The sequence below is a fragment of the Pontixanthobacter gangjinensis genome (assembly GCF_009827545.1).
GTDB classification, from domain to species: domain Bacteria; phylum Pseudomonadota; class Alphaproteobacteria; order Sphingomonadales; family Sphingomonadaceae; genus Pontixanthobacter; species Pontixanthobacter gangjinensis.
This window is the reverse complement of sequence record NZ_WTYS01000001.1, coordinates 121,286-134,670: the sequence shown is the minus strand read 5'-3', so window position 1 is coordinate 134,670 and position 13,385 is coordinate 121,286. Positions and strand designations below refer to the sequence as shown.

Genomic DNA, 13,385 nt, shown 5'->3' with positions numbered 1-13,385 from the left:
AGAAGATTCCATGATCAGTCCATTTTCGCGTATAGCGGCAGCAATAAAAGCGTTTTTCCAGCCCGGCGTGCTCGGCCCGACGGAGCCGATTGGCTACAGTGAAATACCGCCATTTAAGGATGTGTACCTCGTCGATGTCGAAATCGGTGACAATGGCAATGGCGGGCTTAATATCGAGATGTGCGGCAAGATCGTTGGCGGGAAAGTAACGTTCAGTCATACGAAAATTCAGGGGCAGCCTTGCGAAACATCACTTCAGACCGCCATTCGTGCGTTAATTGATGATCCGACTGATCAAAGACGTGTTCGGCGAACAAGACATACGGATGCAGCAGGCCACCGCAACAAGGCAACCCCGATGTCTTTCAATGGGAAAGGCGATTGCTTTATCGTCTATCGCCTGACTAACACTAACGCCTTTTTCACCCAAGAAACCTTTGCGATAAAGAAGGAAGAAGGCTTGTCATCGAACATTCTTCCATGGATGCGAAGAGTTGACGATTGTGGCTTACCACTGCCTTATGACAAGGATTATGACTCGTCTAATCCGGTTAGAAACAAAAGGACGAAGATGGCTGTACTCGCCTACCGCAAGCCTAATGCGAGTGCGCATCTCGCGCGCTTTAATCTGTATCTTGATATCGTTGAGGATACTAATGACCCAGTCTCGCCTTATGTCCCCATTATTGTCGATCCTGATGTCCGCTTCCCTGGTGGGAACGGTGATCCATAAGGCTGCATAGTGACCCCTCACTCCCAAATCATTCGCCTTGCTCGTTCTGGCTCGCCTGAACGGGCTTGGGCACTGATGGAGCAGCATGGCTTGCTCGACTCGGAGACTGACGAGCGTTCGCTGACTTTGCAGGCGCGGTTGGTCAAGGATCGGGCGAAGCTGGCTGAGGGGACGGAGCGGGCGCGGTTGTTTGCGGCGTCTGCAGCGATCTATGTCAAGGCGGGTAAGATTGATCGGCGGAGCTATCCGCTGATCAATGCTGCTTCGCTATCATTGCTGGCGGGCAAGTCCGCGCACTCGCACAAATTGGCGCTTGAGGTTCTTGCGGTGCTTGAGGCTAATCCGAGCGAGGCTGAAACACCCTACTGGCTCGGCGCGACACAGGCTGAAGCATTGCTCTTGCTTGGCAAAGAGGCGCCAGCGAGAGCGGCATTGCGCGCCGCGATTGGCAAGCAGCCAGCAGCGTGGGAGGATCATGCCGCTACCATCGGCCAATTCGAATTGCTGTGCGCAGAGCTCGGTTTCGATGCGGCGTGGCTCGATCCACTCAAGCCGCCAACATCGCTACAGTTCGCCGGAATTATGTCTGTTGCGCAAGGTGATGCTCTTGTGGGCGGCCAAGTTACCTCTTGGCTCGAGAAAGAAAATGTCGGTTTTGCTTATGGCGCGCTGGCGGCTGGCGCGGATATCTGGATTGCGGAAGCTGTGCTAACTCGCGGAGCTGAGTTGCATGTCGTTCTGCCCTGTGATTTGGCGGCTTTTCGTGAACGTTCGGTAATAGCAATGGACCCACGATGGGGTCCGCGTTTTGACGCATTGATTGGCGAAGCTGCCTCACTCCAAACACTCGATTTTTCGGCAGCACCGCATGGCCCGGCAATCGAGCTTGGCGATGCAGTCGCGCTTGGAATGGCAATGCACAATGCCCGCCAATTGTGCAGCAGACACCATCGTTTGCGGATCGTGGCGGAGGGAGAGGACCACCAGCGATGGAGCGCCGCTGATACCACTTTGATCAAAGCGAAGCGCGCGCATGACCCGATTCATGGTGATGCTGAGCCGGAAATAGCCAACACCGCGCTGCTGTTCCTAAACGGAAAGATCGAGCAGTTTCCAACTATCGCCGAAGCATTGCAGTTCGCCACAAACGGCGGTGCCGCGATTGATTTGCTGCCAGTTACACGTGGCCAAATCCCGCCTCAAATATCCGCACAACTTGCCGCCATGGCCGAATGTGCCGAACCTGGACAAATGCTGGCCACCCATACCGCAGCTCATGCCTTGTTTGCCGAAAGCCCCGATATACGCATCGAAAATGCAGGTGACATGCGCTGGTCTGGCGGGACTATGCCGCTGTTCGCGATCCGCTAGAGGACCATATCCTCCAACATCCGGGTCGAGGATATTTGCCAGAAACCTTCCTGTCGCTGCATCACGCCGCGCCGTTCCAATTCGCTGATCGCGCGCGAGGCTGTTTCGCGGGAGGTCTGCGCCTGAACCGCCAATGCAGAGACCACCGGCACCGGCGCGATCCTGCCATCGGGCGAAGTGCGGGCGCGCAGTTCGCTAAACACCCGGCCCTTTGCCGTCAGTGTCACGCGGGCTGCCAAGCGGCCCAGCACATTGGCCAATTGTGATGCGTACAGGCCAGCGAGGCCCGATGCGATGGCGGCATTGCTGAGCGCCAATTCGCGCAATTGTGCTGTTCCGATGACCAGCATCTCCACCGCGCTTTGCGCAATGGCCTCGACAGCATGAACATCGTCTTTGGGATAGGCACCGAACACTTCGCCGGGTTCGATTGTTGAGATTTGTGTATATTGGCCTTCGGAGCCCAAAGCGTGCAATCCGATCGCGCCTGAAACTACAAATTGGCAGGCGCGCGAAGGGTCGCCCTGAAACGCAATTGTACTTGCATGATCCGCCTCTACGAACCGCAAGGCAACCATCAGTTGCTGTGCCATATCAGCGTCGCAATCAAATATCGCCTTAACAATCTCAGTGCGCTCTTCGCGTGTCATGATCGCCCCTAAGTTACCCTAAGCAATTGAGAGGTTTTGATGCTGGCGGTCAAGTTCCGGCGCTTTCGGGGATCCACTGCGGTCGCTTGACCATAATGCCCTTGAACAAATCGGACTCTAGCTGCGCTGCTAGCCATGCCTGCACTTTTGGTATTGGCAGCGCATAAAACCATTCGCGATCTGTCGCTGAGAATTGACGAACGAAGGGCATGATCGCAGCGTCAGCCATGCTAAGGGCCCCACCGCATAAGAATTCCGCTCCAGCCAACCGGGCTTCCAATTCCTGCAATATGGCCAAGCAAGCCGCCCGGTGTTCTTCCGGGTCGGCATTGTAGCGTGCGGCATATTTATAGCGGTCGAGGTGATGTTTGAACGGCCCGTCGATTGTCGCGATCAATTCGCGGTCATCGCCGGCCAGCCATCCTAGCGGATCGTTGCGACCCAGTGCCCAGCGCATCACATCGATGCTTTCATCAACCACTGTGCCATCGTCCAGCACCAGCACCGGAACTGTACCTTTGGGCGAGGCATCGAGCATTGCTTGCGGCTTTTCGCGTAAAACAACTTCGCGCATTTCAACCGGCGTTTCGCTCACGGCCAAGGCCATTCTTGCACGCATGGCATAGGGGCAGCGGCGGAAGCTGTAGAGAACCGGATCAGCCATCATCACTGTCCTTCTGCGGAGTGCCAATGTGGCCACCGCCGCGGATTTTCGCGAGCTCCGTCTGCTTCTGCCGCTCGGCATAGCGCGCGCGTTGCTCGTCCGTCCTTGTGCCGTAACAATTGGGGCAGCTGATGCCCTCTTCAAACAGGCCGGATTTCAAATCCTCCGGCTTCATCGGATTGCGGCACGCACGGCACAGCGTATGCGTGCCCAGTTCCAAGCCATGCTTCACGCTAACGCGCTCGTCGAAAACAAAACACTCGCCTTGCCAGCGGCTTTCGCTTTCGGGCACTGTTTCGAGATATTTCAATATGCCGCCTTTTAGGTGATAGACTTCCTCCACGCCTTCACTTTTGAGGAAGGCGGTGGATTTCTCACAACGGATGCCGCCAGTGCAGAACATTGCGACTTTGGGCATTTTTCCTCCCGATTCGAACTCGGCACGGCGGGCACGGAACCAGGCGGGGAAATCGCGGAAGCTTTCGGTTTTCGGGTCAATTGCGCCTTTGAAACTGCCGATGCCGACTTCGTAATCATTGCGCGTGTCAATCACGATTGTGTCCGGATCCTCGATCAGCGCGTTCCAGTCCTGCGGCGCGACATAGGTGCCAACATCACCGACCGGGTCCAGATCGGGCTGTCCCATGGTGACGATTTCTTTCTTCACCCGAACCTTCATCCGCAAGAACGGCATTTTGGGCGCGCGCGCTTCCTTTGTTTCAATGGCGGCGCAACCGGGTAGTGCGCGGATATGGCGCAGCACCGCTTCGATACCGTCATCGCTACCGGCAATCGTGCCGTTAATTCCTTCGGGCGCAACCAGAATTGTACCGCGAACACCCTGTTCCTCGGTCAGTTTTTGCAAGGGCGATTGGATCGCCGCCGGATCGGTAAAGGGCGTAAACTGGTAAAGCGCGGCCACTTTGATGGGGTCTGTCTGGGTCATTGCCTAAATTCTTAAATCTACCGTTTGGGTTACACCTGTAACCTAACACACCTCGGATAAGCTGTTGGTCTAAAGCGATGTTTATGTTGGGGAACGGGTTACACATTGTCCCGCCCATGGAAATCCATCAATTCATTATGCCTCAGTTCGCGGTCACGCACTGGACGCACAGCGCCATAGCAAAATGCGCGGCAGTAGGAAAATATTTGGAAGGAGGCTGTATTCTATTTGCGTTTATTCGGTCCCATAAAGCCAAACAGATGCCCCGCAACCTTGCGCATCTGGATCTCTTCGGAACCCTCCGTAATGCGGTAGCGGCGGTGGTGGCGATAAATATGTTCGAACGGTTTATGCCGCGAATAGCCGATACCGCCATGGACCTGCATCGCGGTATCGGCCGCGTTGCATACGAGCCGGTTGGCCTTGTAATTGCACATGGAAACCTTGTCCGACAGATATTTGGCGACGTCGGGCTTGGGCATTGTGTCCATTTGCGCGGCGGTTTTCCAGATTAGCAATCGCAGCATTTCGGCGTCGGTCTGCAATTCCACCAGCGGGAACTGGATCGCTTGATTGGCCGAAAGCGGCTTGCCGAATGGCTTGCGCTCGCCCGCATATTTAACCGCTTCATCAATGCAATATTGCGCCGCGCCGAGCGATGACGCCGCTTGGCGAATGCGGTTTTCGTGGACGAAGCCCTGCGCGCAGGCCAACCCGTAATCCACATCACCGAGCACGGCATCGGCGGGAATCCAAACGTCCTTAAGACTGATTTTCGGGTGATCGGTGGGCATATTGAAAGTCCACAGATATTCGCCAATCTCGAAACCTTTCGCGCCGTAGGGGACGATGAAGCAGCCGATCCCCTTGGGGCTGCCATCATCGCCCGAATGGCGTGCGAAGACCATGCAATGGGTGGCGACATGGCTGCCGGTGGTCCACATTTTTTCGCCATTGATCAGCCACCCGTCCACGCCGTCACGTGTCTCGGGAACCGCGCGGGTTTCCATCCAGGTTGCGTCTGATCCGTGCGCTTCTTCGGTCAAGCCAAAACTCCAGCGCATTGTGCCATCGAGCATGGCTGGAATGAAATCGCGCTTTTGTTCTTCGGTCCCAAAGTCGCGCACGAGCAGCGGCTGGACAAGATTGCCGACAATGCTGCTCTCGTTCTGCAAATCATTGTGCAGACCAAGGCCCTTATGCGCCAGATGGTGGCGGATTGCCGCCATCGCCAGATTGCTGCCATCCTGTCCGCCAAATTCGGAAGGCAATGCAAAGCGGTAATGGCCGGCCGCGTCAGCGGTGCGGCGCATTTCCGACAGCAATTCCTCCCAATCTTCGGTTGGCAGGCCGTCATTGTCCCAATCGGTCCGGCTGTTTTCGCGCCGGTGATCGAAGAAACGGATATTGTCGTCCCGCGCCTCGATTGGCTTGATTTCGGCGTCGATGAAGGCATCCAGCTCGGCCAGATAATCGGTAATTTCGGAAGGCAATTCGAACATCATATTCTAGGCTTCTCCGGTCCATTTTTTGCGCGCTACGGCCAGGGCAGGGTATTTGGGCGAGTCCATTTGAACTATTTCCAGCGCATCGAAGCGCAGTGCAGCCAGCACACCTTTGCTTTTCAAGGTTTGCTCGCCCGATAGAAAGTCTTGAGCAAGGTCCTGTGGATCGATCCCAGAGAAATCCAGTTTCTGCTCGCGCCCGATGATCCCGAGGGCATTGCGCGCCACTGCGAGCTGGAAACGATCATGCCCTTCCATGCGATGCTTGACGGTTACCAGCCATTCCGAGACGGCCGTCGCTATCTCCCCAGCAGTTGCATCGCCCTTGGGTTCCCAAGCCTTGGATATGCGCTTGGATAGATTGCGTCTGTGCTCTCGGAACGGCGCTTCGTCCTCAAGCAGCATCAACAAATCCAATTCCTGCTCGCTGGTACGCCGCGAAATCACAACCCGTTCGAGCATCCGGTCCTCGCCGCTGCGCCAGATTTTGGCCATTCGCAGACAACCCAGCGCCCACCAGACGGTGCGATAGATCAGCCAAAATCGGAACCGCTCGCGATCAACCGAATGCCCGCTTTCGGCTTCATAGGCCGCAAAATATTCCTCAAGCGTACCCAGCCCCAGCGCGGGCCGGTCATATCTGGCAAACCGCCACACCGCCATGCAGCCGAACGCCAAATCCTCGTGCCGGTCACCGAAATGCGCCAATTCCCAATCAAGTACGCCGGTCAGCTGCGAGCTATCGACCAGAAGATTGCCCAAGCGGAAATCGCCGTGGTTCAGAACGGGTTGGGCAGGATCGGGCAGATTGTCTTCCAGCCATTTCAAACCAAGCGCGATGATGGGGCGGTCGCCACCAGCTTCGTCAAATTGTTTGCGCAGTGTAGCCACCGATTCGGCGTAATTCATTACCGGCACATCGTCAGGCAAGTCGGCGCGCCCTATCGCATGGATACGCGCCAGATCGCGTGCTGCCCCGGCAAGCAATGCGTCGCTGTTCGCCATTCCGAGAATCTCGCGGGGGTCGGGTGTCCCGGGCAGGGCAAGCATCACGAAACCGCTACCTAGATCGTCGCCAGATTCTAGCTCGGCTACCACTTCGGGGGCGGTCACTCCTGCGGCGCGTGCAGCGCGGATTATCGCCGCTTCGGTATCGTGGCCGAAAGGACGGTCCGCCATAAAGTCCAGCGTCGGTGCACGGCGCAGGACATAGTCTTCGCCGCCAAAACCAAAGCGCCAGCTTTCCATTGTCGCGCCGCCGGTCAAGCGCGTACAGGCGCTGATCTCCCCTTCGCCAAAATGGCGCTGCATCAATCGTTCGATTGCGAGTTTGATAGTTTCAGACATCTGGCGATCAGCTTAAGGCTATTTTCCTTCGATTCACAATTGCGTGTTATGTCGCCGGGACAAATGAATGACGATCTATCATCCCAATCCGCGCTGAAAGCAGATGCGCATGCCTTGGCCAGCCGCGCACAGCGGTGGATGCTGGAGGAAGCTTTTCCGTTTTGGGCGGAGCAAGCGCCCGATCCGGCTGGCGGATTTTACGAGCGGTTGGACCTGTCAGGCACGCCAATTTCCGGCGAACCGAGCCGGGTGCGTCTGCAAGCGCGGATGGTGTTCACTTTCGCGCTGGCGGCCGAGCTGGGCTGGGACCGAGCGCGTGGATTGGCGTTGACCGAGCGCGGGATTGCTACTTTGACGAAGGATTGCCGCCGGCCTGACGGGCTCTATGGCACCTTGGTCCAACCCGGCACTGGCTTAGTCGATGAGGCGGCGGAAACATACGACACGGCATTCGCGTTGCTGGCGTTCGCGACGGCCTATCGCGTCTTCAGCCTATCCAGCGCGTGGGATGCCGGTTCAGAGCTAAGCCAAGCGATCGAAAAGCATTTGAAATTGGCTGCGAGCGACTCCGGATATCGCGAGCGCCTGCCAGCACCGTCTATCCGCGAACAAAATCCGCATATGCATCTGACCGAAGCTTCGCTCGCGTGGTTTGAAGCGACCAAGGATGAGGCCGCCCGTGACCGGGCAGTGGCGATTATCGGATTCGTCCAGGACGAGTTTTTCGATTCCGAAGCTGGCATGTTGTACGAATTTTCCGGCGGCTCGGGGCCGAAGAATCGCATCGAGGCCGGGCATTTGTTCGAGTGGGTGTGGATCTTGGGCAGGCTGCGTGAAGTTTCGGTCCATTGCCGGCAGGAGCTTGCCGATGCGCTGCATGACGGCGGAATGCGGCTGCTGGACGATCTCGATTATTTGCCCTTGTCACAGCATTGTGATGGATCGGTGCGCGAGGCCGTGCAGCGCACTTGGGGGCCGACTGAAAAGCTGAAAGCGCATATCGCGCATTGGCGTGTTCACCGCACCGATGCATTGGCGCGGCTCGTTCTGGATAGCGCACAAGGACTGTTCGATGACCATGTCGAGGGCGCCATCGAAGGCGCATGGATAGACGCGATTTCCCCGAACGGTCGTCCGCTGATTACCGATATTACCCCTGCAACCGGCTACCACATATTTCTGGCGTTTCAGGAACTGATGCGTTTTTCTGAAGAACTGAACGCCTAAGTCCGTTTCCAATAGAGCAGCCCGTCCTCACCGCGCTCTCCAATTCCACTTGTGCCGACTGGCTCATGCTCACCGCTTGTAAAGAATGCAATCGAAGCCTGATCATCGCCCGCGATCTTCGCGCAGAAACGTGCGCCACCCGCATTGCGTGCAATCACTGTGCCGTCCCTTGGCGTGCCATCGCGATTGTAGAAGACTGTGTAGCTTTCTGCCGTTCCCGGACCGGAATAGGCCTCGTCCAACATGGGCACTGCGCCGCGCGCCGCATTGGCCTCTGCCTGATAATCGAAACTGCGCGGAAACTCGGCAGAAGCGATGGGCTTACTCGATAAAACTATTGCGTGGTTATGCGTCGCATATCCGCCATTGGCGAACAGCAGGCCGTTGGTCCCTGTGGCGCGCAATTGCTCCACCATCGATACGACAGCGTGGCTCATATAATTGCCGATTGGCCCGCCGCCGAAGGTCAGTCCGCCAAATACTGTTGCGGGGCGGTCCACTGGCCAATCCAATATCCGCCGAGCCATTTTCGGGACGCAGGGGAAGCAGGAATAAAGTTCGGCATAGTCGAAATCACTGATCTCCATCTGGTTGAGCCCGAGCGTTTCACGCAAGGAAACTTCCATTCCCGCAGAAGCATCATAGCGATCTCGGCTGAGAAAATCATCGCTTTCATGGGCCGCTGCACCATTGCCGACATAGATAAGCTGGCCTTCCGCCATTCCGCGCCGCCGCGCTTCGGCCAGGCTGGTTATGATAAAGCCCGCGCCTTGATTGACTGAGGAATTGGCCACCATCAGCTTGGTATAGGGGAACGCAATCGGGCGGTTGTCAGCAGAAGGCTGGATGATCTCTTCGGCAGATTTCGCCTGCCGTATCCACGCGCCTTCGTTTTTTGCCGCGACTTCGGAAAATAGCGACCAGATTGAGCCGCTTTCCGCTTGCCCTTCGGCCAATGTTTGCCCCCACGCAGCGCGGGTCGCGTTTTCATATATCGGATAACAATCAACCGGCGCGACAAGATCATATTGCGCGAGGTAACTAGGTGCGGATTTGTTTTTGCGCGCCCGCATAATATTGTGATCCGCCGCCGATCCGCCCTGCCGCAACGCCGCCAGCTTCATTGCGGTTCGCAAAGCCTCGGCACCGACCACAGCCGCGACGGAAATTTCGCCCGCACCGATCCGGTTGGCCGCTTCGTTCAGTAACATGATCGGGCTGTCACCCATCGGAAGCGGTGTTTGATATTGATGCGCCGGGTCGATGCCCAGCGCTGCCGATAGTTTTTGAGGCAAAGGGTTCAAGTGCCGCATCGCAATCTGGTCAACGATTGTGAGCGAATCCAATGCCTCCAACCAGCCGCCGCCACCATTCGTGTCAGCAAGCTGCAAAGCAGCCGCCATCAATGCCACAGGATCAAGCCCGTCGCAGGGATCGCTAGGCCGATCATTGATCTGGCCCACCCCGACAATTACCGGAACGCGCGCCGGATCGTTATTCATGGCTGGCTGACCTGTCTGGAACTACAAAGCGCATTCGCCGGTGCTTTGCATGCTTTCCCCGTCCACCATCGTGGTTCGGCAATATTGAATGAAATAGTTCATCGAATCGAAATCCAATTTTGCTTTCCACAAATTGGCATCGGTTAAATTGGCATTGGGCATATTAGCCCCGCTTAGATCCGCACCGGCCAGATTCGCGCCGGTAAAGTCAGCGTTCGACAAATCAGCATCGGCGAGCTTTACACCCGATAGATTGGACCCGGACAAATTCGCGCCGGACAGATTGAAATTGCTAAAATCTTTGCCGCTTAAGTCCATATTGGACAAATCACTGCCCGATTGGTCGGTACCGTCTTTGATGGCATATTGCTTATAGCCTCCCTCGGGCTTTGTGTAGCAATCGGCGCTGTTAATTTCGCCGCCAGGTAACATCGTCCGGCAATATTTGGCATCGGTCAGAGTTGCTCCGGTCATATTGGTTCGGACGAACCGAATTCCAGTTAGGTCAGCTCCCGTCAGGTTTGCGCCGACAAAAACCGCGTCCATTATGAGCGCGTCAGAAAGGTTTGCGCCGGACAAATTCGCCCCGGTTAAATCCGCGCCAACAGGGAAAGGTTTAGGCAGGTTTGACATGGTTTTGAACGCATCGGCTAACTCCTTCGAACTGAAGAAGGAGTTGGAAAGGTCGGCCCCGGACAGGTCCAAACCGCGAAGATCTGCGCTGGCAAAATCGCATCGCTGGCATAATTTGGTGGTTTTCGCTTGCTCGATTGCGGCATCGCCGGAGACGATATCGGTTCTGATTGTTAAGGTTAATGTATCTTCTGCTTCAGCCTCGCCGTCTTCAGCCCCGCCGTCTTCAGCCCCGCCGTCTTCAGACCAACTTTCTTCAGTCATTCCAAGCTGGTCTGCTTCTTGGGCCGCCAGATTGCTGGTCGCGCAGGCCGATAGTGCAACAAAGCTGAACAGCATGGTACAGACCAAATCAGTTCGAAAATTCATCTCATTTCCCCCCATAATCATTTTCGGCCAGCGGATATTGACCCGTGGCTAGCTAACGCGGTGTGTTCCACGCGCGACATCCATATTCAAGCTGATATCCGCAAATGTGCCGGATTGTAGAAGGCAAGCCTGTTGTTTCACGAGGTTTCGGCGTAAACTTTCGGTTGGACACGCTGTCCAGGGGGACCAACCATGAAATTAGGCATCACCACATTGGCATCTGTCGTTCTGCTGTCTGCGTGCGTCACCAATGAAACACCGGCCGATCCGGAACCGGCGGAAATTTCTTGGACTGAAGCGGTCGAGTATATCAACAGTGGCGGTGTGGAGACTGCGATGCAGACCCACAGCCTGTTTGTTTATCTGCAAATGAAGGATGGACGCGAATTCACCACCACCGAACCGAATATTGACGAGGTTTTCCGCGTCATTCGCAATTGCGGTGAGCCCTGCGCCGATATCGCAAGAATTACTGAATAGCCGAACTCAAGCGGCATTTGCCCTCAGATAATCACGCCATACTTCAGGCCTGGCCTGGGGTCTGGCCTCAGAACCAGCCTCAGGGTGTCAATGCGGCAGTCATCTTTGGGCGCGCATATGCTGATCGGTCAATTTTAACCGTACATCGGGGGTGATGCATGGAAAACCAACGAAAAGCGCGACCGTTATTACGGGTAAGGTTGGGTATGTTGCCGCTGATTGCCATGGCGATAGGAAGTGCAGCTATTGCTGGTGATTCCACTGGTATTGTCACGGGCCCAGACGGACTTAAGGCTTGCGCGGGGTGCAATTTGGCGGGCGCCAATCTGGAAGGCGCGGACTTAATGTATGCGAATTTGGAAGGCGCGGATTTGACCGGCGCCAATCTTACAGGCGCCAATCTGGCCGGCGCCAATCTGGAAGGCGCAAATTTAGCCGATACAAATTTCACCGGCGCCACGCTCGATAGCGCGATTCTGGCGCATTCCAATTTGATGCGCGCAAAAATGAACGATGTCTCATTAGGCACAGCCGACATGTCGGGCGCATTGATGTGGAAGGCGAATTTGACTGGCAGTGACTTGTCGGGTTCGGTTCTAACCGATGTCGATTTAAACGGCGCGGCGGTGGATGAAGGTGCGTTTGACCATTCCAAATTATGCAACACCACTTTGCCCGATGGCCGGGCACGGGACCGCGACTGCGTTTATCCGCCTGATATGGGCCGCGAATAAATGGACTGGATGTCGGCCAGACTATTTATCCAAGAACCGGCTCTTGAAGGCGCGTTCTTTCCACATTTCTTGAGCGTGACCCGCAAGCGATAATTGGCCGATAAGTGCAGCGAAACTCGCGGGCATGGCATCAGCATCAGCATCATTTTTGCAGCACCAATGTAGAATGGCCTGAAACAGTTCTGCTGCTTCTAGAATGCATAATGCGTCCAGCGAGGCAGGTAGAATCCGCACTTCGAATGTGTGTTTCGCAGTGTTTCTACTGGCGATGTTGAGCAAGTTGAAGTCGCAATATTTGGACAGCTTGAGTGCGGCCAAGGCTGCCCTTGCATCGGGCCATTCCAACGCCTGAAATTCCGCGCCGCTGGTCAGTTCGCGTAGACTGGCCGGCCATGAGCCCAGCCGGACGCAATTGGCATTCACGCCGACGACACGCTTCAAATCATCGCCAAACTTCTCCAGCACGGCGACCAATTTCGCAATCACGCGTGCTGAACACAGCCGCTCGGCGTCGAAATGGATATGCGTGGCCCCTTCGGTGGGGATGAAGAACCCGAGTTCGGCTGCTTGCCCGAGCAAGTCCGTCAGAACCACTTCATGATCCGCCGCAATTGGCGCGGTCACGAGTTCACATGGCCTTTCGCGTTCGCCGGGTAACGGCGCGGCGATAGCGACCGAAATGCCGCGATCATCAACCACTCGCACCATATTGCCTTCGTGCGGTTGGGGGCTCGTGCCAAACAACTCTGCGAGCGGGCCCAGCAATTCCATATGCGATGCATCAGGGTCGCAGTGCCGCATTACCAACCGGAGAATTCGCCCATCATCCGCAATAATCCGGTACCAGCCTGGCAGCGGAGCTTTGCGCTTGTTCATATCGGCTTGCAGCGTCAAATCATCGACGAATGACGCGATATGCTCACCTGTGCTGCCGGTTACGTGGAAAGCGAGCGTCAGATTCTCGAATGTCGGACGGTCGGGTGTGTCGGAAGGCTCCGATTGCGGATGAAAGAAGCGTGAGACTGTGCCCCCGCAGCTTCTTGCGACTTTGTCTGCCAATTGCAGGCGAGACGAGCCGCGCGGCGCGACCAACTCGACTTCAAAGCCCATTTTCCAGTCTAAATTCAGCGCCAAATCGTATGCCCCCATCACACAGGTTCAAGCCCTTTGTCAGGCGCGGTGTCAAGCGGAGTAGTTGTGTGGCGTGCTTAATCGAAACGCCGA

The 13,385-nt window shown here is 56.2% G+C and carries 13 protein-coding genes; 5 read left to right on the top strand and 8 right to left on the bottom strand.

From position 1 onward, the window contains the following. Positions 1 to 10: 10 nt before the first annotated feature. Entirely contained in the window at positions 11 to 733 is a 723-nt protein-coding gene (locus GRI36_RS00630) for a hypothetical protein (RefSeq protein ID WP_160596707.1), read from the top strand. 9 nt (positions 734 to 742) lie between these two features. Next, positions 743 to 2,104: a tetratricopeptide repeat-containing protein gene (locus GRI36_RS00625; protein WP_160596706.1), complete on the top strand. Its 1,362-nt coding sequence runs from the start codon at positions 743 to 745 to the stop codon at positions 2,102 to 2,104. Here GRI36_RS00625 and GRI36_RS00620 read toward each other — a convergent pair. The 5 genes from GRI36_RS00620 to GRI36_RS00600 all read right to left on the bottom strand — a co-directional run bounded on the left by GRI36_RS00620 (position 2,101) and on the right by GRI36_RS00600 (position 7,216). Then, positions 2,101 to 2,754: a Crp/Fnr family transcriptional regulator gene (locus GRI36_RS00620; protein WP_160596705.1), complete on the bottom strand. Its 654-nt coding sequence runs from the start codon at positions 2,752 to 2,754 to the stop codon at positions 2,101 to 2,103. The genes GRI36_RS00625 and GRI36_RS00620 overlap by 4 nt on opposite strands. Positions 2,755 to 2,803: 49 nt before the next feature. Next, positions 2,804 to 3,418 carry a glutathione S-transferase gene (locus GRI36_RS00615; RefSeq protein ID WP_160598962.1) on the bottom strand — a complete coding sequence of 205 codons (615 nt, stop codon included), beginning with the start codon at positions 3,416 to 3,418 and terminating at the stop codon, positions 2,804 to 2,806. Then, complete coding sequence (trhO, locus tag GRI36_RS00610; protein WP_160596704.1) at positions 3,411 to 4,364, bottom strand: oxygen-dependent tRNA uridine(34) hydroxylase TrhO; 954 nt, start codon at positions 4,362 to 4,364, stop codon at positions 3,411 to 3,413. Before trhO ends, GRI36_RS00615 begins: the two co-directional genes overlap by 8 nt. 224 nt (positions 4,365 to 4,588) lie before the next feature. Continuing rightward, on the bottom strand, positions 4,589 to 5,869 hold the full coding sequence (locus GRI36_RS00605) for an acyl-CoA dehydrogenase family protein (RefSeq protein WP_160596703.1): 1,281 nt from the start codon (positions 5,867 to 5,869) through the stop codon (positions 4,589 to 4,591). Between the two features lie 3 nt (positions 5,870 to 5,872). Continuing rightward, the gene (locus tag GRI36_RS00600) at positions 5,873 to 7,216 is read right to left on the bottom strand and encodes a phosphotransferase (protein WP_160596702.1); all 1,344 of its coding nucleotides are present in this window, start codon (positions 7,214 to 7,216) and stop codon (positions 5,873 to 5,875) included. A 63-nt stretch (positions 7,217 to 7,279) separates the two neighbouring features. Here GRI36_RS00600 and GRI36_RS00595 point away from each other — a divergent pair, with 63 nt between their 5' ends. Then, a complete protein-coding gene (locus GRI36_RS00595) occupies positions 7,280 to 8,443 on the top strand; it encodes an AGE family epimerase/isomerase (protein WP_160596701.1) in 1,164 nt (387 codons plus the stop codon). Here GRI36_RS00595 and GRI36_RS00590 read toward each other — a convergent pair. Both GRI36_RS00590 and GRI36_RS00585 read right to left on the bottom strand, forming a co-directional pair. After that, complete coding sequence (locus tag GRI36_RS00590; RefSeq protein WP_160596700.1) at positions 8,440 to 9,945, bottom strand: acetyl-CoA acetyltransferase; 1,506 nt, start codon at positions 9,943 to 9,945, stop codon at positions 8,440 to 8,442. The two genes, GRI36_RS00595 and GRI36_RS00590, sit on opposite strands and share 4 nt — an antisense overlap. Positions 9,946 to 9,966: 21 nt before the next feature. Then, positions 9,967 to 10,947, bottom strand: coding sequence for a pentapeptide repeat-containing protein (locus GRI36_RS00585; RefSeq protein WP_160596699.1), 981 nt, complete (start codon positions 10,945 to 10,947; stop codon positions 9,967 to 9,969). Between the two features lie 192 nt (positions 10,948 to 11,139). On the opposite strand from GRI36_RS00585, the gene GRI36_RS00580 reads away from it, so the two are divergent. Together GRI36_RS00580 and GRI36_RS00575 are read left to right on the top strand one after the other, a co-directional pair. Continuing rightward, entirely contained in the window at positions 11,140 to 11,427 is a 288-nt protein-coding gene (locus GRI36_RS00580; RefSeq protein ID WP_160596698.1) for a hypothetical protein, read from the top strand. A 158-nt stretch (positions 11,428 to 11,585) separates the two neighbouring features. Continuing rightward, on the top strand, positions 11,586 to 12,161 hold the full coding sequence (locus GRI36_RS00575) for a pentapeptide repeat-containing protein (protein WP_160596697.1): 576 nt from the start codon (positions 11,586 to 11,588) through the stop codon (positions 12,159 to 12,161). A gap of 21 nt (positions 12,162 to 12,182) precedes the next feature. On the opposite strand, the gene GRI36_RS00570 is transcribed toward GRI36_RS00575, so the two are convergent. Further along, on the bottom strand, positions 12,183 to 13,310 hold the full coding sequence (locus GRI36_RS00570) for an amidoligase family protein (RefSeq protein WP_235902124.1): 1,128 nt from the start codon (positions 13,308 to 13,310) through the stop codon (positions 12,183 to 12,185). Positions 13,311 to 13,385 lie beyond the last annotated feature (75 nt).

Coding starts and splice junctions, on each gene's coding strand:
- GRI36_RS00595 (WP_160596701.1), top strand. CDS start 7,280: ATGAATGACGATCTATCATCCCAATCCGCGCTGAAAGCAGATGCGCAT.
- GRI36_RS00615 (WP_160598962.1), bottom strand. CDS start 3,418: ATGGCTGATCCGGTTCTCTACAGCTTCCGCCGCTGCCCCTATGCCATG.
- GRI36_RS00630 (WP_160596707.1), top strand. CDS start 11: ATGATCAGTCCATTTTCGCGTATAGCGGCAGCAATAAAAGCGTTTTTC.
- GRI36_RS00600 (WP_160596702.1), bottom strand. CDS start 7,216: ATGTCTGAAACTATCAAACTCGCAATCGAACGATTGATGCAGCGCCAT.
- GRI36_RS00620 (WP_160596705.1), bottom strand. CDS start 2,754: ATGACACGCGAAGAGCGCACTGAGATTGTTAAGGCGATATTTGATTGC.
- GRI36_RS00580 (WP_160596698.1), top strand. CDS start 11,140: ATGAAATTAGGCATCACCACATTGGCATCTGTCGTTCTGCTGTCTGCG.
- GRI36_RS00575 (WP_160596697.1), top strand. CDS start 11,586: ATGGAAAACCAACGAAAAGCGCGACCGTTATTACGGGTAAGGTTGGGT.
- GRI36_RS00590 (WP_160596700.1), bottom strand. CDS start 9,945: ATGAATAACGATCCGGCGCGCGTTCCGGTAATTGTCGGGGTGGGCCAG.
- GRI36_RS00605 (WP_160596703.1), bottom strand. CDS start 5,869: ATGATGTTCGAATTGCCTTCCGAAATTACCGATTATCTGGCCGAGCTG.
- GRI36_RS00570 (WP_235902124.1), bottom strand. CDS start 13,310: ATGGGGGCATACGATTTGGCGCTGAATTTAGACTGGAAAATGGGCTTT.
- GRI36_RS00585 (WP_160596699.1), bottom strand. CDS start 10,947: ATGAATTTTCGAACTGATTTGGTCTGTACCATGCTGTTCAGCTTTGTT.
- trhO (WP_160596704.1), bottom strand. CDS start 4,364: ATGACCCAGACAGACCCCATCAAAGTGGCCGCGCTTTACCAGTTTACG.